The 26,539-nt window shown below is 39.1% G+C and carries 14 protein-coding genes and 2 pseudogenes; 12 read left to right on the top strand and 4 right to left on the bottom strand.

Translation table 11 applies throughout. The features are described from left to right. The first annotated feature begins 6 nt into the window (after positions 1–6). Together garD and L1999_RS17385 are read left to right on the top strand one after the other, a co-directional pair. Positions 7–1,521, top strand: coding sequence for a galactarate dehydratase (garD, locus tag L1999_RS17390; RefSeq protein ID WP_235739703.1), 1,515 nt, complete (start codon positions 7–9; stop codon positions 1,519–1,521). A gap of 70 nt (positions 1,522–1,591) precedes the next feature. Next, positions 1,592–2,854, top strand: a complete 1,263-nt coding sequence (locus tag L1999_RS17385) for a nickel pincer cofactor-dependent isomerase, group 22 (protein ID WP_235739702.1) — start codon at positions 1,592–1,594, stop codon at positions 2,852–2,854. A gap of 285 nt (positions 2,855–3,139) precedes the next feature. Here the strand turns inward: L1999_RS17385 and L1999_RS17380 are convergent. Then, positions 3,140–3,412 (bottom strand): annotated as a pseudogene (locus L1999_RS17380) (cytochrome P450); the annotation flags it as partial. Between the two features lie 76 nt (positions 3,413–3,488). Beyond that, positions 3,489–4,073, bottom strand: a complete 585-nt coding sequence (locus tag L1999_RS17375) for a TetR/AcrR family transcriptional regulator (RefSeq protein WP_235739701.1) — start codon at positions 4,071–4,073, stop codon at positions 3,489–3,491. A gap of 277 nt (positions 4,074–4,350) precedes the next feature. Here L1999_RS17375 and L1999_RS17370 point away from each other — a divergent pair, with 277 nt between their 5' ends. Continuing rightward, on the top strand, positions 4,351–5,805 hold the full coding sequence (locus L1999_RS17370; RefSeq protein ID WP_235744379.1) for a DHA2 family efflux MFS transporter permease subunit: 1,455 nt from the start codon (positions 4,351–4,353) through the stop codon (positions 5,803–5,805). Between the two features lie 203 nt (positions 5,806–6,008). Then, positions 6,009–6,241 (top strand): annotated as a pseudogene (locus tag L1999_RS29800) (ABC transporter ATP-binding protein); the annotation flags it as partial. 207 nt (positions 6,242–6,448) lie between these two features. Here L1999_RS29800 and L1999_RS17365 read toward each other — a convergent pair. After that, positions 6,449–7,282: a helix-turn-helix domain-containing protein gene (locus tag L1999_RS17365; protein ID WP_235739700.1), complete on the bottom strand. Its 834-nt coding sequence runs from the start codon at positions 7,280–7,282 to the stop codon at positions 6,449–6,451. Between the two features lie 173 nt (positions 7,283–7,455). Here L1999_RS17365 and L1999_RS17360 point away from each other — a divergent pair, with 173 nt between their 5' ends. The 7 genes from L1999_RS17360 to L1999_RS17330 all read left to right on the top strand — a co-directional run bounded on the left by L1999_RS17360 (position 7,456) and on the right by L1999_RS17330 (position 23,066). Beyond that, positions 7,456–10,548, top strand: a complete 3,093-nt coding sequence (locus tag L1999_RS17360; protein ID WP_235739699.1) for a glycoside hydrolase family 2 TIM barrel-domain containing protein — start codon at positions 7,456–7,458, stop codon at positions 10,546–10,548. Between the two features lie 789 nt (positions 10,549–11,337). After that, positions 11,338–13,236: a beta-glucoside-specific PTS transporter subunit IIABC gene (locus tag L1999_RS17355; protein WP_235739698.1), complete on the top strand. Its 1,899-nt coding sequence runs from the start codon at positions 11,338–11,340 to the stop codon at positions 13,234–13,236. An 83-nt stretch (positions 13,237–13,319) separates the two neighbouring features. Further along, positions 13,320–14,774 carry a glycoside hydrolase family 1 protein gene (locus tag L1999_RS17350; RefSeq protein ID WP_235739697.1) on the top strand — a complete coding sequence of 485 codons (1,455 nt, stop codon included), beginning with the start codon at positions 13,320–13,322 and terminating at the stop codon, positions 14,772–14,774. 242 nt (positions 14,775–15,016) lie between these two features. After that, positions 15,017–16,033, top strand: a complete 1,017-nt coding sequence (locus tag L1999_RS17345) for an SDR family NAD(P)-dependent oxidoreductase (RefSeq protein WP_235739696.1) — start codon at positions 15,017–15,019, stop codon at positions 16,031–16,033. An 8-nt stretch (positions 16,034–16,041) separates the two neighbouring features. Continuing rightward, positions 16,042–18,960 carry an alpha-L-rhamnosidase gene (locus tag L1999_RS17340; protein ID WP_235744378.1) on the top strand — a complete coding sequence of 973 codons (2,919 nt, stop codon included), beginning with the start codon at positions 16,042–16,044 and terminating at the stop codon, positions 18,958–18,960. A gap of 206 nt (positions 18,961–19,166) precedes the next feature. Beyond that, entirely contained in the window at positions 19,167–20,732 is a 1,566-nt protein-coding gene (locus L1999_RS17335; RefSeq protein ID WP_235739695.1) for an apiosidase-like domain-containing protein, read from the top strand. A gap of 42 nt (positions 20,733–20,774) precedes the next feature. Continuing rightward, complete coding sequence (locus L1999_RS17330; RefSeq protein WP_235739694.1) at positions 20,775–23,066, top strand: glycoside hydrolase family 3 C-terminal domain-containing protein; 2,292 nt, start codon at positions 20,775–20,777, stop codon at positions 23,064–23,066. Between the two features lie 94 nt (positions 23,067–23,160). Here the strand turns inward: L1999_RS17330 and L1999_RS17325 are convergent, their stop codons facing one another. Further along, positions 23,161–24,324 (bottom strand): AraC family transcriptional regulator, encoded by a 1,164-nt coding sequence (locus L1999_RS17325; protein ID WP_235739693.1) that lies wholly within the window; start codon positions 24,322–24,324, stop codon positions 23,161–23,163. Between the two features lie 125 nt (positions 24,325–24,449). Here L1999_RS17325 and L1999_RS17320 point away from each other — a divergent pair, with 125 nt between their 5' ends. Beyond that, positions 24,450–26,468 (top strand): hypothetical protein, encoded by a 2,019-nt coding sequence (locus L1999_RS17320; RefSeq protein ID WP_235739692.1) that lies wholly within the window; start codon positions 24,450–24,452, stop codon positions 26,466–26,468. Positions 26,469–26,539 lie beyond the last annotated feature (71 nt).

The following is a 26,539-nucleotide window of genomic DNA, read 5'->3' as shown; positions in this document are numbered from 1 at the left end:
TAACGCGTGGAAAATCGAATTATTAAAATTAATGATAATGATAACGTTGCTATTACAGTAAATGCCATTCCAGCAGGTACCATTGCTAATGGTGATATTCTAGTAAATCAGGATATTCCCCAAGGACATAAGATTGCCTTATGCAATATTGGAGAAGGCGAACCAATCGTCCGATATGGTGTCACTTTAGGATATGCCTTGCATTCTATTAAAAAGGGCGACTGGATCAATGAGCATATGTTAGAACTTCCAATTCCGCCAGCTTTGGATGAAATGCAGTTTGGAACGAATATAGTAAAAGAGTTACCTCAACCACCAGCACGAACGTTTATGGGTTATCCAAACAAAGACGGAGGATATGCTGGAACAAGAAATATATTGGGAATTGTGACAACTGTTCAATGTGTCACAGGTGTTTTAAATAACGCAGTAAAGAGAATTAAACAAGAACTTCTTCCTAAATATCCAAATGTTGATGATGTGGTAGCGATAAACCATGCTTATGGATGCGGAGTTGCTATCAATGCCCCTGAAGCAAACATCCCGATTCGCATGCTGCAAAACATGGTCAAGCATCCCAATTTTGGTGGGGAGACGATGATTATCTCGCTAGGATGTGAAAAACTAACTTTAGAAAAGTTATTGGATGAGGATTATAACACTTCAGAAAATGTAGTAACGTTTCAAAATGAAATGGGTCACCAGTCGATTATGGGAAAAATTATGAATATGGCTGAAAACAAATTAAAAAAATTGAATGAAAGAGAGCGTGTTGAACTACCTCTTTCACAATTATCGATTGGATTACAGTGCGGTGGGAGCGATGCTTTCTCAGGGGTAACGGCAAATCCTTCGGCCGGATATGCTGCCGATATGTTAGTGAACGCGGGTGCAACTGTCATGTTTTCTGAAGTAACCGAGGTTCGTGATGGTGTCCATATCATTGCCGAGCGTTGTGTGAGCAAAGAAGTGGGGAAGAAATTAGCTGATGAGATGAAATGGTATGATCAATACCTGAATAATGGTCAAGTCGATCGTTCAGCGAATCCGACTCCTGGAAATAAAAAAGGGGGTCTATCGAATATTGTTGAAAAAGCAATGGGTTCGATTGCTAAATCTGGTACTTCTCCGATTGTAGAAGTTCTTTCACCAGGAGAAAGACCAACGAAACAAGGGATGATTTTTGCAGCCACTCCAGCCAGTGACTTTGTATGCGGCTCGTGCCAGTTATCTAGTGGAATCACGCTCCAAGTTTTTATGACAGGACGAGGAACTCCTTACGGATTAGGAGCTGCACCAGTCATTAAAGTATGTTCAAGAAATGATATGAAAGGTATGTGGCAAGATTTAATTGATATCAATGCAGGGCCAATCGCCACTGGTGAAGCAACCATTCAAGAAATTGGAACTCAATTATTCAACGAAATTATTGATGTAGCCAGCGGAAGAAAACAAACTTTTGCAGAACAATACGAAATTTATAATGATTTTACTCTATTTAATCCAGCACCAATCACCTGATTAAAGGATAAATATATTTTTAGAAAGGGGGATAATCTATGTTGTTTCCCTTTGAAAAGAGGTATTTAAAATGGAGAAATTATTCAGAGGGATCAACATTCCAAGAATGATTAAAATCAGACAGCGTTTCCCACGAGAAACGATTGCCGATGTAACTGCGGTGGTTAGAGAAGAACTCAATAAAAAAGAAATTATTGAGAGAGTCAAGGATGGTGACCGGGTTGCTATAGCGGTGGGCAGTAGAGGAATTGCTAATATGCCTTGCATCGTAAGAGAAATTGTTACTGCCGTCAAAGAAAGAGGAGCACACCCGTTTATTGTGCCAACCATGGGGAGCCATGGGGGAGCAACTGGAGAGGGACAAGTAGAAATACTTGCCGAACTCGGGATTACTGAAGAATCTACTGGAGCACCCATAGTGTCTAGTATGGAAGTTGTTCAGATTGGGGTCTCCAAAAATGGACTCCCGGTTAATATTGATAAGAATGCACATACGAATGCAGATGCGATTATTATTACTGGCCGCATTAAGCCTCATACATCCTTTAGGGCGCCCTATGAAAGCGGCTTGGCCAAAATGATTGCGGTTGGGCTTGGTAAACAAGTGGGGGCTGAAATCATTCACTCATCCGGTGTAGAAAACATTCCGTTTAGAGTGGATGAGATTGCAAGGGTGACTCTGGCAAAATCTAACATTATATTTGCGGTTGGAATGATTGAGAACGCCTATGATGAAACATATAAAATTGTTGCCATATCAAAGGAACGGATAATGGATGAGGAACCAGGATTACTGCAAGAAGCACATAAACTTATGCCAAGCATTATGTTCGAAAAATGTGATGTTCTAATCGTGGATGAAATGGGTAAAAACATCTCAGGCAGCGGCATGGATCCAAATATCATTAGAAGAAATTACTCAGGTTCCTTAAAATATAATCCGCTGGCACAAAGACTAGCCGTTCTCGATCTTACAAAAGAGTCACATGGCAATGCAAACGGAATGGCTAATGCTGATATTTGCTCAAGAAGACTCTTTGATAAGATCTCATTTGAATCTACTTACCCCAACCCATTGACTAACAGACTGGCACAAAGTGTAAAAATTCCGATGGTTATGGAAAATGACAGCTTAGCGATAAGAGCTGCCATGAAAACTTGTTTTGATGTTGACTATAACCATATGAAGATTATCCGAATTAAAAATACGCTGGAGCTTGAACATCTGTTCATCTCTGAATGCTTGATGGATGAAGCAAAGAACAATCCAAATATTGAACTAGTAAGTGAACCAGAATATATGAGTTTTAACGAAAACGGCAATCTCTTTTAAATTAATCGGTGGAATCTTTAAGGTATGTTCCTATCATTGCATATTAGGAGATTCAAGTGAATGCAAGACAAAGGCAAACGGAAACGGAAACGTGGTGGAGCTCAGCCCTAGTATGTTATAAAATCACCATATGGAAAAAAACGCCTTTAAATACCATATAGGTAGGCGTTTTTTTTACGTTTCGCTCTATAAAAGCTAATCTCATAAAACATAAGTTTTAAATCTATTAAAAACTCGGCAAAAAAGTTCAGGTCTTTACTTAAGAACCCTCATCTGCAGACAAGTTTACGACTGTCCCGTTGCGGAAGCTTTTAAATTTTCTTCTAATTGAAAACCTTCTACCGGTTCGATCCGAGAAAACTTTTGCAAAAATGCCTCAAGAGCAATTTTCATTTCTAATCGTGCAAGAGGCGCACCTAAACAAATATGTGGACCGTTTCCAAAGGTCAAATGTCTTTTATTATTGGAACGATGGATGTATAAAGAAAACGGATCTTCAAACATAGCTTCATCCATGATACATGCACTTAACAAAGCAATGACAACATCACCTTTTTTAAACTAAGTCACTAATAAGTTATAATTCTGTTTAACTTAGGCATGCTGCTTAAACTGAATCAGGCTTTCATTTTAATTACTCCTTGCCCAATCGAAAAAGGATAGACAACTGCTTAGCCAGAAATTGCGGAGTATAGGGCATATCGTTACGCAGCCAAGCGACAATCGTTCCAATCAAAGCGGATGAACCGTACCAGATCGCAATATCCCTTGGAATAATATGACTCGTCTCCAGTCGGTTGTTTCCCGTTTTCTCTGTAATGGATTTCGTGAGGATCGTTAATAAACGCTCTGTAAAGATGGGAGTTCGTCTGGAATTGAGAACTACTTTATAAAATTTGGCATTTTTTGCAATATACTCAAGCAGGGTTTCTAGCTTCACAAAGTCGATATTTTTGTCATCTTTTTGGTCCTCGGTGTTACTTCCCATGATCGACTCAATATCCTCAGCCATTTCCTGTGCCATTATCTCCAGCATGTCCGGAATATCCTTATAGTGAAGATAAAAAGTGACACGGTTAATGGTTGCGCGTTCAGCAATCCGATTAACCGTTATTTTATTGATATCCACCTCTTGTAGTAAATCGATTAATGCTTCCTTGATTAATTGACGTGTGCGAAGGATACGAGGATCTAATCGTGGTTTTTCCTGGTCTGTCATTTTGTACTCACCTTTCCTACTGGACGGAAATTTACACTATTTTTAATTCTGTCTATTATTTACGAATTACACAACAAAAATGAAATAAATGATAACTAATTTACACATCGTAAGAAATTGTCTGTTGTCACATTAATCATCTCGTTATAGAGTAATTTATACAATGTCAATTATTATACACGTTGTAAATAAAGTCTATATTCATTTTAGAAAGGATAGGAAAATATTGAATAATCATCCAAAAAGTGTCACAAACTCGTTAAAAAAGGGACCTGTCATGTTCATTATGATATTAGGGGCTTTCATTGCCACTTTAAACCAAACACTCATGAGCGTGGCAACACCTGAGTTAATGGTTGAATTTAAAATCACAGCTGCCACTGCCCAGTGGTTAACTACTGGTTACATGCTAGTAAACGGTGTGTTGATTCCTATAACCGCCTACTTAATGCAGCGGTTTTCCACCCGTCAGCTCTTTCAAGCTTCCATGATCATATTTTTAGCTGGAACCATTGTTTCAGCAGTCGCAACCGGCTTTCCTTTATTATTGACCGGACGTATGATTCAGGCTGCAGGTGCAGGAATCATTATGCCGCTCTTAACGAACGTCATTCTTACCATCTTTCCTCCTGAAAAAAGAGGAGCAGCCATGGGGATGGTCGGTCTAGCCATCATATTTGCTCCAGCCATCGGGCCTACCATTGCCGGCTATATTATTGAGCACTACAAATGGGAAACCATGTTTTACGGGATGATTCCATTTGCTGTTATTGTTATTGGTCTAGGATTCATTTATCTCCGAAATGTATCGGAGCCAATTAATACAAAGCTTGATATCCTGAGTGTCGTACTCTCCACCATTGGTTTCGGTGCCTTGCTATATGGTTTCAGCCGAGCTGGAAGCCTTGGATGGTCAGACGTGGAGGTAATAAGTACGATTGCTGCTGGTATCTTAGCCCTTGGACTCTTTTCTTGGAAACAGTTAAAATCGCAAAATCCATTGCTTGATTTACGTTCTTTCAAGTACAGTATGTTCTCCTTAACAACGATTATCAATATCGCTGTTACCATGGTCATGTATGCAGACATGATGCTGCTTCCGCTTTACCTTCAGAACGTCCGAGGCTATTCAGCTATTGAGTCCGGCTTGCTCCTGCTTCCAGGAGCGCTAATCATGGGATTCCTGATGCCAGTTACCGGTAAGCTGTTCGATCGCTTCGGTGCAAAATGGCTAGCAGTTATTGGTATGATTATTACGATTGCCACAACGATGGGCTTTACCAACTTGACGGACTCGACAAGTTATCTGGATTTGGTTCTTATGTCAACAGGGCGCCGAATTGGGATGGCATTAATGATGATGCCTTTACAGACCGCTGGATTAAATCAACTGCCACAGCAGTTAAATGCACACGGAACAGCGATTAGCAATACCATTCGGCAAGTGGCTGGTGCTGTTGGGACATCGCTTCTTATTACGGTTATGTCTGACCGGACAAAAACACACCTGCAGGATCTGATTCCTACGGCAGCTGCTAAAGGTTTGAATCAAGCGCAGCTGATTAAAGAAGCCACCATTCAGGGTATTAATGATGCATACCTCGTCATTATTGGGATTGGCCTCGTCGGACTACTTCTATCCCTATTTATTAAAAAGGTTAAACAAGCTGCAGATTTAGAATCTAAAGCCCATTCGAAAAAGGTAGCAGCAAAAACGTTAAGCACTAACTAACTAACTAATTTGTTAGTTTAGTTAAATGGATTCCTAATGGTTATATAGAAAGTTATGGACAGTTTCAAATCCAGCCATGATGTGGATTTGAAACTGATTTTTTTGATTACGAGTAAGGTAATGGTAACTTATGGATAAAGAGGAAATAATTTAGCAAAGGTTCATCATGATATTAAGAAGGCCGTTGAAATATGACAAGGTAAGAATTTGTTGGAAAAATGGAAAACAGGTATGATGCGGCAATTTCTCAAGGCGGTACGAAATATTTCCGGCGGCAGAAGCAAAGCCTTTCCATCTCCCGTGCGGTGTATAGACAGCCAGAAATCTTTATTTTCGATGATTCTTTTTCAGCATTAGATTATAAGACTGATAGATATTGCGGTCAGTCCTAAAAAAAAGAAACACAAGAGCTACTACGTTATTGTTGTCCAGGAAATCACGAAGAATTACTTTTAAAAAATGGATTCTATATGCTGAGCTTAATATTAGTCAGTTTGAAAATGCATCATAAATGGTTTTATAGTCGATAATCTTAATTTAATTAATCTGGGTGTCTGTTACTTGGCGAATTAGCTAGGTGACAGGCACTTTCTTTTTATTGTTAGTAAATCATGTTTGATTCCAAGCGTCCATGTACAGTTCTTTACCGTCTATCCCGCTTAAACCGACCAGGAGATATTCCAACAGTATTACTAAATTGCTTTGTAAAAGAATAGGTATCACTGTAACCAGTAAGTTGAGAGGTTTCTTTAATGGATATACCGGATAATAACATAAGTTTTGCATGTTTCATTTTTTGCTCAATTCGATATTGAGCAGGAGCAATGCCGATATATTTACGGAATTGCTTTCGAAAATTCTCATAACTCATATTAAGAGTGGCTGCTACTTTTTCTAATGATATATTTGTATCAATATCAGTTGAAAGCAGGAGACAAGCCTCTTCCATTAATTTTTCTTGAGCACTTATGATAGGAGTTTGTGTTATTGGATTAATAGTAGATAATACTAATTCCTGAGCTTTCAGTGATAAATATGGGAGTTCAGAATCATCAGCGTCTTTTAATAGTTTTAACATCCGATTAAATCTATAGATAGAGTTATCATCATATTCGACCTTCCTGACCGGAGTATCAGTTGGGAGGAGGTTCATGCTATATAAATAATCATAGGTAGAACGACCAAAACTGATAAAGAATTCTAACCAATTGCCATCGGGAATTACTTCTGTGGAGTGGAGAACACCGGGAATGCGTTGAACGAAGTCACCAGCTTGAATGGGAATCTTTTTACCATTTGATAAATGATAAAACCCATTTCCGGATAACAGTATGAAACAGCTGTAATAATCTATAAGAAAACTAAATTGAGATTGTTCCTTAGAAGGTTTTGTCATATAACCACAAGCTAATATACCATTAGTAAAATTCGTTCCTATGCACCGATAAATTACGTCTTTTTTCATTTCTAGTTTCATGATAATCCCTACTTATATGGTTTGTCCTGAAACATTATTATACCAAAATGGACAAAAAAATCACCAAGTGAACCATTTAATATAAATAAATACAATTATATAATTCTATTAAAGCGCTAACAGAGAGTTAACAAGAACATAGTTTGAACTAAATACGGCAAAAGGAGCTTATTATGAATAGAGAATGGGAAAATCAGTATATAACGCAAAGAAATCGATATCCGATGCATTCTCCATATGGGGCATATGAAACGGTGGAACAGGCACTTAGCTGCAATCGTTCTTCTTCTAAATATGTAAAGAGCCTAAATGGAATGTGGAAATTCATGTTGACAGAAAGTCCGTTAGACGTTCCGGGAGGGTTCGAGACCGTTAATTATCATGATTCCGATTGGGATGCTATACCGGTTCCATCAAACTGGGAACTCCATGGGTATGGCAAACCGGTCTATACGAACATGATCTACCCCCTTAAAAGAGGGAAAGCTGAATCTCCTTTTGAGTTAGAGATAGCTGCGGGTCAGATCGAGTTAAATGCCCCATTCGTACCGGAAAAAAATCTTACTGGATACTATCGTTCTACATTTGAAGTACCTGATTATTTTGAAGGAAGAGATGTATTTTTAGAATTCGGCGGTGTTGAATCTGGTTTTTACCTCTGGATAAATGGCATTAAAATAGGTTATTCGCAGGATAGTAAACTAGATGCGAGTTTTGATATCACCGAAGCAATCCAATTCGGAAAAAATGAACTTGCCGTAAAAGTCCTGCAGTTTTGTGATGGGACGTATCTAGAAGACCAGGATTATTGGCATTTATCCGGGATCTTTCGTGATGTAAGAATATATGCAAAGAGTAAACAACGAGTTTTCGACTATAAGGTGGAAACGTTATTTAATAGAGATGATTACGAAAAGGCTGAGTTAAAGGTAATGCTTCAGCCAAACATTGTGAAAGGTTATGGAGAAACTTACGTAAAATTAAGTCTCTATGATGCGGAAAATAATCTTGTAAACTCTTTTAGCAGTACAACATATGCACAATGTGGTTTCTATCTTATGCCCAAGTTTATAGCATTTGCGTCAATAACTGTAGAGAAACCACATTTGTGGTCTGCAGAGTCTCCATATCTATATACTTTAGTGCTGGAAACCATAGATAAAACAGGAAATATTACTGACATTGAAAGTACTAAGGTAGGATTCCGTAAAATCGAAATTAATGCTGACGGGGTGCTATGTGTTAATGGAAATAGATTGATTGTCCGTGGAGTAAATTTACACGCATTTTGTCCCGAAACAGGGAGAACTGTCTCAAAGGAATATATGAGACAACAGATTCTCACAATTAAACAATTGAACTTTAATGCCGTTCGAACCAGCCATTATCCACATGCAAGTGACTGGTATGATTTATGTGACGTGCTTGGAATCTATCTGGTTGATGAAGCAAACATTGAAACACATGGTTATGGAGGTCAGTTAAGCATTTCTCCAGAATGGACGGCTGCATACATCGAGCGTGCTACTAGAATGGTAGTTAGGGATAAAAACCATCCATCCATTATTCTATGGTCGCTAGGTAATGAATCTGGTGTGGGTGCTAATCATGCTGCCATGTATGGTTGGATTAAAGAATATGATAAGAGTAGGTATGTACAGTATGAATCCATGAATCCAGGAAGGAATATCACGGATATTCTTGCACCTATGTATCCTACAAAGAACTGGATAGAAGAGAAAATGGCCGATGCCAAAGATTTACGTCCATTCATAATGTGTGAATATGCTTATGCCAAAAGTAATAGTAATGGGAACTTTAAGTTATTCTGGGATTTGGTAGATAAATATCCTCGTTTTCAGGGCGGATTTATTTGGGATTTTCAAGATAAGGCATTGGTACAGGATGGTAAGGATGGTTCCAAAAAGTATGTTTATGGTGGAGCCTTCGGCGAAGAAGTAGTTGATCCAGTTGAAGATATGTGTCTGAATGGAGTAGTATTTCCTGATTTAAGCTGGAAACCTGCTGCTTATGAAGTGAAATATGGTCAAGCACCTGTGAAGATAGTGTATGAGGTTAATCCTTATTTCGGAACAGGTGGTTATATGATTAAGAATAACTATCAGTTTTTAGATCTTAGTCATCTTAGATTTACTTGGGAACTCCAGTGTGACGGTAAAATTGTCGATGAAGGAGAGCTAAAACAATATTTCACTCCCCCGGGACAATCAGAGGATTTGGAGTATCAGCTGAATACAGAAAAAATTTCGGGAGAAGCCTTCCTTAATATTAAAGCAGCTTTAAGAGAAGACACTTCTTATGCAAAATCTGGTCACATCATTTATATTTATCAAATTCCTCTTGAGGAATCAATACTTACCAAACAAGAAACTTGTATCACCGGAGAAAAATTAACGATGAGAGAAACAAGTGACGAGATTGGCATTATAGGGGATCTTACTGACATTCTTTTTAATAAACGGGATTGCTCATTCGCGAAAGTGATTTTAAATGGTGAAGATACTTTTACTGGAGGAATCGATAATTTCTATCGGCCTGTCACAGGAATTGATGAAGGAACGAAAAACCCCAACAACAATTATGCCGATGCGTGGAGAGCGGAAGGATTAGTTGAACCGGAGCTCAATATTCATAGTATAAAAACGGCTGTTACAGATACACAAATCTTTATTTTTACGGATGTATCTTATAATGGTGGGAAATTGAATGTATCAACTCAGTATAGAATTGGCAGCAAAGGGGTTGAAATCACCAAGACGGTTATTAATAATTGTATAAGTGAAACCATTCCAAGAATTGGCCTCACCTTTATTCTTCCGGAAGAAAAAAATCAGATTACCTGGTACGGGAGAGGTCCATGGGAAAATTATCGAGATCGTAAGGAATCAGCACTGATAGGTTGCTATAATAGTACGGTTGCTGAACAATATACGCCATATATCAAGCCAGTCGAGTGTGGAGGAAAAGAAGATGTAAGGTACCTAATTGTAGAAGATAATAATAATCGTGGTGTTTCTGTAACAGGTGCTGTACCGTTTCATTTTGACATTCATGATTACTCGATTGCTGCGTGTGATCGGGCCAATTACGAGGATGAACTAATGAAAGATCATCAAATTTATTTGAATGTGGATCATGTGCATGTAGGACTAGGCGGAGATAATGGCTGGATGAAAAATATACATCCTGAAAATTGGATAAATAAAGGATATTATCACTATCAGATTTCAATTGGGGTTTTATAAAATTAAGATTAATACTTTAATTAGACAACTATAGCGCCTGAATTTTTCAATTCTTAAATGACTAGTTTTTTAATTTACCTTTTTTAATTTTTGTAGTATAAGGCTTTAATAAAACAGCTTGGAGGTAAATGTCAGTTTTCTCCGCGCTGTTTCTTTTTATTATCTTGGCGGAGTTCCATTGGATCATATTGAAGAAGGGGTTCACCAATTAATGAAATGTAGTAATGGCAAAGCACGTATTGGTCATACATTTAAAAATAAGAGGAAATCTTTTCAGTCTGATTGGATGGTAACCGAGTAAGGCATAACTCTTACTAGTTTAGATCAGACTCCGTCATGGCTCGAAGGAAACTTGTCCATCGGCTGGCATCGACGGATGATGGCTGAAAAGATTCAAACGGGGAAAAGGATCATACTTTTTTTGTCTCTTATTGGTATTGATAAAAATAAAATTATTAATGTTGAAAGTCTTGAATAAACCACCTTAAATGGACGTTTGTTACTATGTATAGTTGTTATCGATTAATGTTAAATGTATTAAAAAAAATGCAAATGAAACCGTTGACAAAAATCACGTTATGGTAGTATAGTATAAACATGAAAGCGATAACAGAATACTACTAGGATTGTTACTGGTCAGGCAGGCAAAACCTAAATCACATGAGCGTTATGAGCGCATTGCTCGAGAGTTCAGTGGTTTTGGTTTTGCCTGTCTTTTTGTGTTTTGTTATTCTTTCCGCGCGCGAATTCTATTATTCTTCTATTTTAGATTTTATGGAGGTTACTAACATGAAGTATGAAAAGTTAGCAAAAGATATACTCGAATTAGTTGGCGGAAAAGAAAATGTAAATAGTGTGTTCCACTGTGTGACAAGACTTCGTTTTAAATTGAAGGACGAAAATAAGGCAAAAACAGAGGGAATTAAAAACTTAGATGGTGTCGTTACAGTCATGAAAAGTGGGGGACAATACCAGGTCGTTATCGGAAATCATGTACCAGATGTATATGCCGCCGTATTAGAAGTTGGTGGTCTTAGTGGAGTGAGTGAAAGTGCTTCAAATAGTGATGGAAAAGTAGGTCTAGGTGCCAAATTCATCGACATGATTTCTGGAGTATTCACGCCAATCTTGGGTGTACTTGCTGCAACAGGTATGCTAAAAGGTCTCGCTGCCTTATTCTTAGCTTTGCATCTGGTAGAAGCGACTTCTGGTACTTATAACCTATTAAATATCGCTGGAGATGGCTTGTTTAACTTCTTACCAATTTTCCTAGGCTACACAGCTATGAAAAAGTTTGGTGGAACCCCGTTTGTCGGTATGGCAATTGCCGCAGCACTTGTTCACCCAGGTTTGACAGCGCTGTCAGCAGGGAAACCACTTTACACATTATTTAAAGGAACGTTATTCCAATCTGATGTTCATGTAACATTCTTAGGTATTCCAGTTATTTTAATGAGTTATGCATCAAGCGTTATTCCAATTGTATTGGCAGCATTTTTTGCAGTAAAGGTAGAAAAAGGATTCAAGAAAATCATTCCTGATGTAGTAAAAACATTCTTAGTTCCATTCTTAACCATCATGGTTATGGTTCCATTAACTTTCTTAGTCATCGGACCAATTGCAACATGGGCTGGCAGCTTACTTGGTGCAGCAACTATCTGGATTTATAATTTAAGCCCAATCGTCGCTGGTTTAATCCTAGGCGGTTTCTGGCAAGTGTTCGTTATGTTCGGTCTTCACTGGGGACTTGTTCCAATTGCAATGAACAACATTACAACTATGCATTACGATCCAGTTTTAGCGACAATTACTTTCGTATCTTTTGCACAAACTGGTGCAGTTTTAGGTGTATTGTTAAAGACTAAAAACAAAAAATTGAAATCTCTAAGTATCCCAGCTTTCATTTCAGGTATTTTCGGTGTAACCGAACCAGCGATTTATGGTATTACATTACCGCTTAAAAAGCCATTTATTATGAGCTGTATCGCTGGTGGAATTGGCGGCGGAATTATCGGTGCTTTTGCAAGTAAATTATGGATGTTTGGCGGAATGGGTATTTTCGCTATTCCAAGCTTTATCAAACCAGGTGCAGGCCTTGATATGGCATTCTGGGGCGCAATGATTGCGATTGTCGTATCTTTCGTACTAGGATTTGTCTTAACTTATGTGTTTGGATTCAAAGACACAGCAACAGCAAGCAAAGAAGAAACAAAAGTAGAAGTGAAAAAACAAGATGGTCCAGTAGCAATAGTTAGCCCAATCAAAGGAGAAATCGTTCCTTTATCTGAAGTAAAAGACCATGTATTTTCAAGTGAATCCATGGGTAAGGGTGTAGCGATTAACCCATCTGAAGGAAAAGTCTTTTCTCCTGTTAATGGAGAAGTAACCCTTATGTTTAAAACATTACATGCGATCGGTTTAACATCTGAAGATGGTGCCCAAATCCTCATTCATGTTGGAATGGATACGGTTGAATTAGATGGAAAACATTTCACTGCTCATGTGAATCAAGGCGATATGGTAAAAGCCGGGGATTTATTAGTTGAATTTGATGTAGAAGCGATTAAAGCAGCTGGCTACCAAGTCATAACACCGATTGTTGTTACAAACACTCCAGATTATCAAGAAGTTAAAGTATTACAGGCAGGAAAAGTTGACAAAAATGAAGAGCTTTTAGTTCTTGTTTAAGTCCAGGTTCAATCTATAAAGGATATGGTTCCGGCCTCAAAGCCGGAGCCCTAAATCCTACATATTATTGGAGGTAAGAAATCATGACCAATTTTAAATTTCCTAAAGACTTTTTATGGGGCGGCGCAACCGCTGCTAACCAATTAGAAGGTGCATATAATGAAGGCGGCAAAGGTTTATCCATTTTCGATATGGTTAAATTTGTGCCAAAAGAGGAACGCGGAAATGATCCAGAGATGGATGTAAAAAGCGAAAAAGAATTAGAAGAATTATTATCCTTAGGGGACGGCGAAAACTTTCCAAAGCGACGCGGGATTGATTTTTACAACCGTTATCAGGAAGATATTTCCTTGTTTGCGGAAATGGGCTTTAAGGTATTCCGTATGTCTATTTCTTGGCCGCGCATTTTTCCAAATGGAGATGAACTGACTCCTAATGAAGAAGGACTTGCTTTTTATGACACAGTGTTTGATGAATTACAAAAATACGGGATCGAGCCGTTGGTTACTTTATCACACTATGAAATTCCACTTAACCTCGTTCAAAAATATAACGGCTGGGCAGACCGCCGCGTGGTGGAGTTCTTTGTTCATTATGCAGAAACTGTTTTTAATCGTTACAAGGATAAAGTTAAGTATTGGTTAACTTTTAATGAAATCAATATCTCGCAATTTTCACCATATATCGGTTCTGGTCTTCTTATCGACCGTGTAGAGCATAAGGAACAAGCAGTTTATCAGGCGCTTCACCACCAATTTGTTGCTAGTGCTAGAGCGGTTAAGGCTTGCCATGAGATTATCCCTGGTTCGCAAATCGGCTGTATGTTAGCTCGTATGGAAGTATATCCAGAAACCTGTAATCCACAAGATGTACTAGTTGCACTGGAAGAAGATCAAAAGAACTTATTCTTCACAGATGTTCAGGTTCGCGGCTATTACCCAAGTCATATGTTAAGCTATTTTGCAAAAAATAATATCCACATCGAGATGGTACCTGGTGATGAAGAAATCTTGCTTCAGCATCCAGTAGATTTTCTATCATTTAGTTACTACATGACAATGGTGGCGAGTGGTGATCCAGAAAAATTGAAACAAAAAGGTAACTTCTCAAGCGGAATTTTGAACCCTTATCTTGAAACATCTGATTGGGGCTGGCAAATTGACCCTACTGGTTTAAGAATTACCTTGAAGAAACTGTATGATCGATATCAAGTGCCTTTATTTATTGTAGAAAACGGTTTAGGTGCGTATGACAAGGTAGAAGAAGATGGTTCGATTCAAGATGATTACAGAATTGATTATCTGCGTGAACATATCAAGGCAATGGGAGATGCTATTCAGGATGGAGTAGACCTAATCGGATACACCACTTGGGGTTGTATAGATTTAATCAGTGCTGGTACTTCAGAAATGTCTAAACGCTATGGGTTTATCTATGTAGATCAAGATGATTATGGTAATGGTACACTAAAGCGGACTCCTAAAAAATCTTTTCATTGGTACAAAGATGTTATTGCCACTGATGGTGAGAAGCTTTAACTATTAAAAAATATGGATGGCAAGAAAAAAACGATTCTAAAATCTAAGGATTTTAGAATCGTTTTTTTTGTAAATAGGAAAAAGGAGGGAAAGCCCACTTACCCAAAATAAATATAGTAAAGATTTTATAATATTAACAAAAAAAATGAAATACAGATATATCGGTTTTTGAGAAAATATTAATATCTTAGATTAAATGTAGTAAGAATTGATAATTCAATTGAAAAGTAGGAGATGGTAACATGACAAAATCATTAGAAGGAAAAGTAGCAATTGTAACTGGTTCTGGACAGGGGGTCGGTCGAGGCATTGCTCTTTTTATGGCTAAAGAAGGTGCCAAGGTTATCACGAATAATCGAAAACCGAAAAGCAACGATACGGTTTCTGTAAACGAGTCATTTCTATCGCTAGGTGTAAAAGGCACTCCCGAGTTTAATGTGGAGGAAATGAAAAAGATTCTCGAACTTAGAGGTGATGCAGAAAGTACTGCACAGGAAATCATGATGGAGGGCGGAGAAGCAACTCCTTTCTATGGGGATGTCTCTGAATTTGAAACCGCTGGCAAAATGGTCCAACTAGCCATTGAAAAATATGGCCGGATTGACATCGTTGTTAATAATGCGGCGGGGATGGGATTCGGTCCTTTTGTAGAGATGAAAGAATCCGATTGGGATTATCAGACAGTTTCCAAGCTCAAGGGTGCTTACAATCTGATGTCCCATGCGATGCCCTATATGATAAAACAGGGCTTTGGGCGAATTCTCAATTGTGCCTCAGACGCATGGACGGGAATTGCCAACCTCAGTGCCTATAGTGCTGCAAATGCCGGTATTGTCGGACTTACTAAATCCACGGCAAAGGAACTTGATAGGTTTGGCATTACCGTAAACACTTATTGTCCCCAAGCAGATTCACCTGGTCACATGAGTTTCAGAGCAACTCTCAGAACGATGATGGAGGAAAATGGAATAAAGATGGATCCGAACAATAATCGTGTGGAAGAATCCGAGAAGGAACATGGTCCCGCCGAAAACGTTGCTCCCTTCTTGGTGTATCTCTGCACAGAACAGGCTTCCTACGTAAATGGAGCGGTATTCACTGTTACTGGCGGAGGTCGTATTTCACTCTATTCCGAACCCAAAATTATCAAAGAAATCAAAAAGACAGATAAGCCTTGGACTGTGAATGAATTGATCAACCAGATTCCTGAAACTCTGCTGAAAGATTATGTTTCTATTGGAAAGGACAGGGAATTCTAACAATGCAAATGAACGAATTGAAAATATATGACGTAACCTGTGAATATCGAAAAAATCCAATTGGTTTGGATGTAAAAAAACCTCGACTCAGTTGGAAAATCCAATCAGACCGCCGTGGAACGACGCAATTGGCTTATCAGCTCCAAGTTTCTTTGAAATTCAATTTTGAAACACCTATATGGGATACAGGATATATAGAGTCAGAGCAATCACTTCACATTGATTACGCAGGACCTGAGCTGAAATCCACTACAAGGTATTATTATCGTGTAAAAGTTTGGGATCATTTTGGCAGACAATCCGATTGGAGCGACATTGCATGGTGGGAAACTGCCTTCTTTGAAACGAATGAATGGAAGGCGAAGTGGATTACACCAAACCCCCAGGAGCTTGACCCGGCTTCAGAACCTGCATTCTTGTTACGTAAGGAATTTAATTTGAAAGATGGAATTGAGTCAGCACGTATATATGCTACAGGTGTAGGCCTGTACGAGCTTTATTTAAACGGGCAATGTGTAGGAGAGGATTTACTGGCTCCTGGGTGGACGAGCTACAGTAAAAGAATTCAATATCAAACCTATGATGTAACCGCCCTTCTGACAAGCAGTTCGAATGCAATCGGTGCCATGTTAGCAGATGGCTGGTACAAAGGAGATCTCTCTTGGGATTGCACACGAAATAATTACGGCACAAAGCGAGGAATAATTCTTCAATTGAATGTCCGTTATGATGATGGTACAGAAGATCTTCTAGTATCGGATCACACCTGGAAGGCTTTTACAGGTCCAATTTTGTACTCCGAACTTTATCATGGAGAAGTATATGATGCACGACTGGAACAAAGGGACTGGAGCAAATCTGATTTTAATGATTCCAAATGGATGGGTACGGATACTCTTGATCTTCCTTTGGAGAATTTGGTTGCTCAGGAAAACAATCCTACACGAGTAATTGAAACAATAAAGCCACAAGCAGTGTTAATTACACCAGCAGGAGATACTGTTTTAGATATGGGGCAAAATATGGTGGGCCGCATTCGATTTACCGTCACTGCTCCGGCAGGTACAAAAATCACATTAAAACATGCAGAAGTACTGGATAAGGACGGCAATGTTTACTTTGGCAACCTTAGGTCGGCCAAGCAAACCGTCGAGTATATCACAAAGGGCGAAGGGATGGAGAGTTATGCACCCGTTTTCACCTTCCAAGGATTCCGATATGTGAAGATTGAAGGGTATCCTGGCCAGGAAAACGGCCTGAATCTCGAACATTTTGTTGGCGAAGTTATTCATACCGATATGGTGCAATCAGGTAATTTTAAGACCTCGAATCCAGTGGTGAATCAATTACAACAGAATATTAAATGGGGACAGCGAGGGAACTTTGTGGATGTTCCAACCGATTGTCCGCAGCGTGATGAACGATTGGGTTGGACCGGTGATGCACAAGTATTCATACGTACAGCACTTTTCAACTATCAGGGTGGCCCATTTTTCACCAAATGGCTCCGTGATTTAAAAGCAGATCAACTTCCAAATGGCGGCGTTCCTTTCGTCATCCCGAATGTGGTGGATGGTGATTCTTCCGCAGCATGGGGAGATGCAGCGGTGATTTGTCCATGGACTGTATACCTTTCCTATAGTGATACGAGACTTCTAGAAGAACAATATCCTAGTATGCAAGCTTGGGTAGAATACATTCGGGCCCAAGGGGAAATGGAATATGCATGGAATACTGGCTTCCACTTCGGAGATTGGCTTGGGTTAGACTCCAAAGAAGATACTTATTTTGGTGCTACCCCTGATGAACTTATCGCTACAGCTTTTTATGCCTACTCAACTAGGCTCTTACGTGACACAGCAAAAGTTCTAAACAAAGTGGACGATGTGAAGCAGTATGATGAACTTTTAATTCGGATAAAAAAATACTATAACGATGAGTTTATAACCCCGTTAGGAAGACTGGCTGTTACAACACAAACTGCGCATGTACTTACCCTCATGTTCGACCTTGTAGAAGGAAAAATAAGAGAGAGAATATCCTATGACTTAAATCAGTTGGTTTTAGAAAATGACTACCATCTAACAACAGGATTTGTAGGGACGCCCTATTTAAACCTTGTTCTTTCGAATAACGGTTATCATGAAACTGCTGTAAAGCTGCTGCTTCAAGAGACATTTCCATCATGGTTATACTCTGTATCCAAAGGGGCAACCACCATCTGGGAGCATTGGGATGGTATTAAAGAAGATGATTCATTCTGGAGTGATGATATGAATTCGTTCAATCATTACGCCTATGGAGCCATTGGAGACTGGATGTATCGAGTGGTGGCAGGACTTGACATGGATGAAACGGAGCCGGCTTATAAACGGATTCGTATTCAGCCAAGAATTGGTGGTAAAGAATTAACCTATGCAAGGGCTACGTATGATTCTATGTATGGACGAATCGTTTCGGCTTGGAATATCACTCATGAGGAAGTAACCATAGAAGTAGAAATTCCGGTTAATACCACAGCACAGATTATCTTGCCATTTGCTAATAAAGAGGATGTTAAAGAAAACGGTATCATTATAACAAAAGTGGAAGGAATTTTTGATATTTGCCAAACAGATAAGGGGGTTTCACTTGTAGTAGGGTCTGGTCAATATCGTTTCGTTTATAAGAATGAACGTGGTTTTAGGACGATTTATTCTGCAAATACTAGATTAATTGACTTGCTATTAAATGAGGAAATGACGAAGACTTTAGAAATGTATGTACCTGGAATTTCCAATCCTCATGGTCAATTAGCCCGGTTAAAAGCAGAGCCAATTGAAAAGCTATTATATCATCCAATGTCGAAGTTAACGGAAGATAGATTAAATGCGCTTATTAATGAGTTAAATGCACTTGAGGAAAAATTAGTTACTGTACAACAATAACCTTTTCATCGTTTATTGGGCAATTGAGATTATTCATAAAAGAAAATACTAGCTTAATAGATTAATCCTAGACACTGTTAGTTTTACTGTTTGGGCAGGAACTTCAACATTGATTGAATCTTACAAGAGTGAAATAAGTATTAAGAATTTACAGAATAGCGTTTTTTTGGAGAACGCTAGATAAGTAAATATCGAGGAGAAAAAGAATGAAACAATATCAAATATATGAACTTACATTTAAGGGGAAAGAACCGGAAGGTGACTTTGTAAACGTGGATATCAAAGGGACCTTTCAAATAAATGGAAAAAAAACATGTGTGAAAGGATTTTACGATGGAGAAGAAAATTACCGGGTTCGTTATCTGCCATTAGAGAGTGGATGGTGTGAATATAAAGTCGAGTCTTCTATAGAGCTATGTGGAACTATGGAAGGAAGAGAATGGGTAGAAGTAGCTGATCAAAAGGACCATGGATTAGTTCGGGTGAATAATCTATCATTCCAATACGAAGACGGAACCCCTTATCTACCATATGGTACAACAATATATGCACTTCTCCATCAGGAAAAGCTACTGATGGATGTGACTATGGAAACTTTGAAAACTGCACCATTTAATAAAGTACGTATGTGTATTTTTCCAAAATATTTTGAGTTTAACCGCAATGAACCAGAGATATTTCCATTTGAAAGGGACACAGAGGGAAATTGGGACGTGAAAAGACCGGACGTTACATTTTGGAAAAAACTGGACGAGAAACTGATCCAGTTGCAGGAATATGGAATTCAGGCAGATTTGATACTGCTTCATCCTTATGATTGTTGGGGACTTATGTATCTGACCAGAAAAGAGTATGAGATTTATTTGGAATATCTTATACGCAGAGTTGCAGCATACCCGAACGTTTGGTGGTCTCTTGCCAATGAATATGACCTGATGGATGGATTGGAACAAAAGGATTGGGATGCTTTTGCAGAATATCTTGGTATTAACGATCCATATCAACACCTTCTCAGCAACCACAACTTTCTACATCCTTGGGATTTTTCCAACCCATATACAACGCATTGCAGTCTGCAGCAATCTGATGCAGCCAAAATTCCAGCTCTATTCCGGAAGTATCGCAAACCTGTAATCTATGATGAGCTGGGATATGAAGGAAACATTCCATATAACTGGGGTAATTTATCCGGGTTTGAAATAGTAAATAGGTTTTGGAAGACCTGTTGCATGGGAGCTTATGCAACCCATGGAGAAACCTATGTGGAGAAAATGGATGATAACCAGATCCTTTGGTGGAGCAAGGGGGGCAGACTGAAAGGAGAAAGTGTCCGTCGTATTGCATATATGAGAGAGCTTTTTGAAGAAATTCCAGGAACACTTACCTTGTATCATTCACCGGATGCAGTACCATTTGAGACCCAGCAGCAGTTACGTGATATGGTGGCAAATGGAAAATCGGAAATTACAGATAATCTGGTGTTCAAGTGTATGTGCAAGCTCAATGATGCAGAATTTGCACATATGATGGAGTTTATGACACCTCCAATTGTTCATTACAAGGATGAGTTTTATCTGACTTATCTTGGTGATGCATGCACAATCTATACAACCATGAATCTCCCCGAGGATGCAGTTTACACGGTGGAAATAATCGATGTATGGGAAATGACAAGAACAGTAATTAAGACCAATGCCAGTGGAAAAACAGAGATTAATCTTCCAGGAAAAGTTGGAATTGCAGTTCTTGCAACAAAGGAAGCCTTACATTGAAGGAAATGGACGAACAAAAATCATAGAAAGGAACGAGGTTTCATGAATCGGAATATTAGCGAAATTATCAGCAAAATGACACTAGAGGAAAAGGCAAGTTTGTGTTCAGGACTTGAATTTTGGAGGTTGCAAGGAATTGAACGACTGGGGATTCCGTCCATTATGGTTACGGATGGCCCTCATGGTCTCCGTAAACAAGAGGGTGGTTCAGACCATTTGGGAATCTATGACAGCGTGCCGGCAACATGCTTTCCATCGGCTGTGGGGATGGCTAGTTCCTGGAATAGGGAATTGATTCATAAAGTTGGAGTTGCCCTTGGTGAGGAATGTCAGACTGAGGATGTGGCTATTCTTCTTGGTCCTGGTGCAAACATTAAACGTTCTCCTCTTTGTGGAAGAAACTTTGAATATTTCTCTGAAGACCCATATCTCTCATCAGAAATGGCAGTTAATCATATTAAAGGAGTCCAAAGTCAAGGGGTAGGAACTTCTTTGAAACACTTTGCAGCTAATAACCAGGAGTATCGTAGAATGTCAATAGATGCTGTTATTGATGAAAGGACACTGCGTGAAATATATCTTGCCAGCTTTGAAGGTCCTGTTAAGCAGGCAAAACCATGGACCGTGATGGCTGCTTACAACAAGGTAAATGGAGAATACGCTTCAGAGAATGAGTATTTATTAAAAGATATTTTAAAAGATGAATGGGGATTTGAAGGCATTGTCGTTTCGGATTGGGGAGCGGTAAACGAACGTGAAAAAGCGCTAAATAACGGACTAGAGCTTGAAATGCCCGCTAACAGTGTTGGTGATCAAAAAATTGTAAATGCTGTAAAAAAAGGTCAAGTTTCAGAAGGAGAATTGGACAAAGCAGTGGAAAGATTGCTTACGATCATCTTTAAAGCAGTTGATCATAAAAAAGAAAATGCGACATACAGTCGTGAAGCCCATCATCAACTAGCAAGGGAAGTTGCTAGAGAAAGTATGGTCCTTCTAAAAAATGAAGACCAGATTCTTCCGATAAAAAGAGAAGGCACCATTGCGGTGATCGGAGAATTTGTCAAGAAACCTCGATTCCAGGGTGGAGGCAGCTCGCATATCGTCCCTACAAAACTGGAGAATATTTTGGATGAAATTGAATCTATTTCTGGGAATGCGAATGTAATCTATGCACAAGGCTATAACCTAAACGAAGACACAGTAAACGAAAAATTAATGAATGAGGCAAAAGAAGCAGCAGCAGGGGCAGATACTGCCGTACTTTTTGTTGGCCTTCCTGAAAGCTATGAATCTGAGGGATATGACCGTGAGCATCTACGCATGCCGGAAAGCCATATCCAATTAATAGAAGTGATTGCAGAAGTCAACCAGAATATCGTTGTCGTATTAAGCAACGGTGCTCCCATTATCATGCCTTGGATCGGTCATGTGAAAGGATTGCTTGAGGGCTATTTAGGTGGTCAGGCACTTGGAGGGGCCATCGCCGATTTGCTTTTTGGCGATGCAAATCCAAGCGGAAAATTAGCCGAAACTTTTCCGCAGAAGTTAAGCGATAACCCTTCATTCTTAAACTTCCCTGGTGATGGGGACAAAGTGGAATATAAAGAAGGAATTTTCGTTGGATACCGCTACTACGACAAAAAAGAAATTGAGCCGTTATTTCCATTTGGTTATGGCCTAAGTTATACAAACTTTAAATATAGCAATCTAATTCTAAATAAAAAGGAAATAAAAGATACAGAGACGGTGAGTGTAAGTCTAAACGTAAAAAATAGTGGCAGAGTACCTGGAAAAGAGATTGTTCAACTTTATATAAAAGACGTAGCAAGTACAGTGATCAGGCCTGAAAAAGAGTTAAAAGGATTTAAAAAGGTAGAATTACAACCTGGAGAACAAAAAACAGTTACCTTTGTGTTAGATAAACGGTCATTTGCTTACTATAACGTTCATTTGAAGGATTGGCATGTCGAGACGGGAGAATTTGAAATCTTAATCGGTAAGTCCTCTCGGGATATTGTTTTATCTGATAAGATTCGGGTTCAATCATCCGTTCTAGTTCAAAAGCCAGTTGATCGAAATACTACGCTTGGAGAAATATTCGCTAACCCTGCTTTATCGGAAATTGCCAAACAGTTTGTTGGGAAATTGAGCCAAACTCGCGAGAAACAAAATGCGTCTGGAAACGATGATGAAGTAAAAATGAATAATGCAATGATGGAAAGTGTACCTTTACGAGCCATTGTGAATTATAGTCAGGGGAAATTTACGGAAGAAATGCTTGCAGGTATGATTCAGCTTTTAAATGATCAACAAGGAAAAATGACAGTATTTTAAAATTTACTGCCCTCTTGAAGTAGTTAAATGCAAAACAGCACTGGGTTTATATTAACCAGTGCTGTTTTCTATTTTATGGGTATTTCTCCTAGATTTAGGTTTTATTCCGATACTCGACAGGTGTCATGCCAGTTATTTTTTTGAAAACTGTATGAAAATAATTTTGTGAAGAAAAACCAAGCTGGGCCGAAATTTGAATGAGAGGCATTTGGGTGGTTTCTAGTAATCGTATGCCTTCTTTTATTTTCACCTCATTAATAAAATCCGTCAATGTTTTTCCAGTTTCTTGCTTAAAATGTGTCGAAAGATAAGAACTATTCATCTTTAAACGATCAGCTATACTTGCAGGTGTAATTTTTTCATAAAGATGGGCTTGTACTTCTTTACTAATTTTATTGACAAGAAGGGAGTCTGATAAATAGAAACGAGATCGAGCCGTTCTCTCCGTAAAATCCAAGAACATTTGCTTTAAGAGAATGAAAATTTCACTGTAATTTTTAATCTTTTCAATTTGAGTTAGATACTTGGTTGTAAGGGCATTTGCAGTATCAAAATCCAAGCCACCTTTCACGGCGGCTCTTGAGGCAAGTGCCGTTGATACAATAAATATGTTTTTATAGGACCTTATGACGTCTGAAGCTGTCTCAGGAACTCCACCTTCACCACCCCTAGTTTGCATATCGTATAAAACGGCTTCAAGTGCATTAGTATTTCCATATTCAATATAAGATAGCATTTGCTTTTCTAATAGATCACTAACATGTTCGATAAAAGAAGGATTCGTATCGATGGTAGGCATTGGTGAAGGATTCACTTCGTATGCGATGTGTACAGGCTCATTCTCTGTCCCATTTAAAAAATGATCTAAACAACACAATATACTACGAAATCGTTGGAGATCGCAATTAGGTATTGTCCGAAACCAATGCAAGAATTCATCTGTTCTGTTTACTGGCTGTTGTAAACTCTCGAGGATATTTTCGGCCTGTTTTCGCGTACAATCCAATGCCATGGCAGGACCGACTATCACATATTGCGATGAATTGTCAATTCGAATAAGGCCGCAAAATAAATTATCAGGTGAAACGGTATAGCATATGGAATAATTGGTATTAATAGCGCTGTTAATCATGCTGACAGCTGGATTAGGATTAAACTCACCAGACCCATAATTTTGGATTGGTACATGATTATCAAAAAGCTGTAAGGGTATTTTCGTAGCTTCGTATAACTTTTGTAGGGTTACGTGATTATTCATAATATACCTGCCTCCAATAAGTATACTAGAAATTTTATAACACAAACAAAAAAAATGAAATACATATTTAATGATTTTTGTGAAAATAAAAATATCTTAAAATAGAAAACTTTAGGAGGTATAACATGTTACAAGAAAAACAGTTACTCTATGACCCAAAATTAGACACGGAATTCCAAAAGCCCTATGTAGATATTGATGAATGGCGAGAGGGCGCTGTGCGGTACCATTATATTCATGGCGGATTTGAGGGCACCGAAGTCCGATTCTCTTTCTATTTTCCGGAAAAGGAAAAATATAAAGGACGTTTTTTCCAATTTATGGCTCCTTTTCAAGGACATGAGGATGCTTCTCAAATCCGAAAGGGAGAAGAAGATAAAATTGGCTTTGCTATCACGAATGGAGCCTATTTTGTCGAGTCTAATATGGGCGGACCTGCAGCTGTAGATACGACTATTTACCGTTCAAGCGCAGCTGTGGCAGAGTACTCACGTGTAGTTGCAGCTAATCTATATGGACCACATCGCCCCTTTGGATATATCTATGGGGGAAGCGGCGGCGGATTTAAGACCATAAGCTGCTTTGAAAACACGAATACATGGGATGGTGCCGTGCCATATATCATCGGGTCACCAATGGCCATACCAAATGTTTTCACCGTTCGTGCCCATGCATTAAGGATTCTCAGGAGTAAACTTCCAGTGATTGCTGACGCTTTGGAACCTGGTGGAAGTGGAGATATCTATGCGGGTCTCAATGAAGAGGAAAGAGCGGCACTTGAAGAAGTAACGAAAATGGGATTCCCAACAAGGGTGTGGTTTTCACATGAATATGTTGGTTTGGGAGCACTTCCGCTTTTCGTACCTGTTATAGAGCAAGTAGATCCTGAGTATTTAAAGGATTTTTGGACGGTTCCCGGTTATTTGGGTGCGGAGCCAAACAGTTCTGCGGCTAGAGACAGGCTTCAATACAAGACAGTGATTAACGAAACACATTTGATAAGCGAAGATTTACTCGCAAAAGATGAAACTAAGACAGGCGCCGATGATGCATGGCATAGACACAAAAGTATTGATATCAGTTTGTTTAAGCCTTGGCTGAAACTTGAGAGCGTACCTACAGGGGATGTGTACTTAACTGGCACGGATATCGTTTTCCTAAGTGGTGAGGCTGCAGGTTCGAAGATACCTCTTGACAGGTTGGAAGGAGATAAAGCTTATATCGCGGAAGGTTTTGGGATAGAGGGAATGCTTGAAATACTTGAAAAAGTAAAACCAGGCGATGAAATTATGCTGGACAATTCGAATTTTATTGCCATACAGACCTATCACCGGCATCAAGTTCCATCGTCGGATTTTCATGTCTGGGATCAGTTCCGCTATGAGGATGGCACGCCAATTTATCCACAACGCCCGGTTATTATAGGAGCTAACATTACCCGCGGAGGGGCTGGATCCATCCAGAGTGGTCGTTTTAACGGAAAAATGATTGTAGTGGCTGCTTTACTCGATGAAAGCGCTTATCCTTGGCAGCCTGATTGGTATCGCACAAAGGTTAGGGGCGAACTAGGGGATAAAGAATCTCAAAGTTTCAGACTATGGTATATGGATAATGCCATGCACGATGATCAGGCAAAGACGGCGGATGATCTACATCTTATCAGTTATCTTGGAGCTCTCCATCAGGCTTTGCTCGATGTTAGTGAATGGGTTGAGCATGGTATCACTCCTCATGAGAGCACTCAATATTCGGTGATTGATGGACAAGTGTCCGTACCATCAAAAGCAAATGAGCGAAAAGGAATTCAACCGGTCGTTGCCCTTAAGGCGAACGGAAGCGAATGTACAATCGTAAACGCCGGTGAGCAAGTAGACTTTAAAGCGGAGGTTGAAATGCCTGTCCATTCTGGTCAATTGACATTTGCCGAATGGAGCTTTGAGGGTGAAACCGATTTTCCTGTTAAGGGAGAGTTCACCAACGTAAGTGGTGATGGCACTATCGCCACCGTGGAAGCAAAATACATTTTTAGTAAACCGGGAACGTACTTCCCAGTATTGAGAGTTAAATCAAATAGACATGGTGATGTAAGCGATATCTATACACAGGTTCAAAACCTCTGCCGTGTACGTGTAATCGTTAAATAAGCCATATAATAGATATTCTTTCCGAAACTTCATTAAAATGTGTCTCACTCTTTCAATTCTTAACAAAGGGT

Source organism: Neobacillus drentensis, from assembly GCF_021560175.1.
Classification (GTDB): Bacteria; Bacillota; Bacilli; order Bacillales; family Cytobacillaceae; genus Neobacillus; species Neobacillus drentensis_A.
The sequence above is the reverse complement of the archived record's forward strand: the minus strand, read 5'-3'. Positions and strand labels throughout refer to the sequence as shown.

Bases quoted from the DNA above. Each gene is read 5' to 3' on its own strand.
- L1999_RS17365 (WP_235739700.1), bottom strand. From the start codon at position 7,282: ATGAAACTAGAAATGAAAAAAGACGTAATTTATCGGTGCATAGGAACG.
- L1999_RS17320 (WP_235739692.1), top strand. From the start codon at position 24,450: ATGTTACAAGAAAAACAGTTACTCTATGACCCAAAATTAGACACGGAA.
- L1999_RS17385 (WP_235739702.1), top strand. From the start codon at position 1,592: ATGGAGAAATTATTCAGAGGGATCAACATTCCAAGAATGATTAAAATC.
- L1999_RS17370 (WP_235744379.1), top strand. From the start codon at position 4,351: ATGTTCATTATGATATTAGGGGCTTTCATTGCCACTTTAAACCAAACA.
- L1999_RS17330 (WP_235739694.1), top strand. From the start codon at position 20,775: ATGAATCGGAATATTAGCGAAATTATCAGCAAAATGACACTAGAGGAA.
- L1999_RS17335 (WP_235739695.1), top strand. From the start codon at position 19,167: ATGAAACAATATCAAATATATGAACTTACATTTAAGGGGAAAGAACCG.
- L1999_RS17350 (WP_235739697.1), top strand. From the start codon at position 13,320: ATGACCAATTTTAAATTTCCTAAAGACTTTTTATGGGGCGGCGCAACC.
- L1999_RS17360 (WP_235739699.1), top strand. From the start codon at position 7,456: ATGAATAGAGAATGGGAAAATCAGTATATAACGCAAAGAAATCGATAT.
- L1999_RS17325 (WP_235739693.1), bottom strand. From the start codon at position 24,324: ATGAATAATCACGTAACCCTACAAAAGTTATACGAAGCTACGAAAATA.
- L1999_RS17340 (WP_235744378.1), top strand. From the start codon at position 16,042: ATGAACGAATTGAAAATATATGACGTAACCTGTGAATATCGAAAAAAT.
- L1999_RS17345 (WP_235739696.1), top strand. From the start codon at position 15,017: ATGACAAAATCATTAGAAGGAAAAGTAGCAATTGTAACTGGTTCTGGA.
- L1999_RS17355 (WP_235739698.1), top strand. From the start codon at position 11,338: ATGAAGTATGAAAAGTTAGCAAAAGATATACTCGAATTAGTTGGCGGA.
- L1999_RS17375 (WP_235739701.1), bottom strand. From the start codon at position 4,073: ATGACAGACCAGGAAAAACCACGATTAGATCCTCGTATCCTTCGCACA.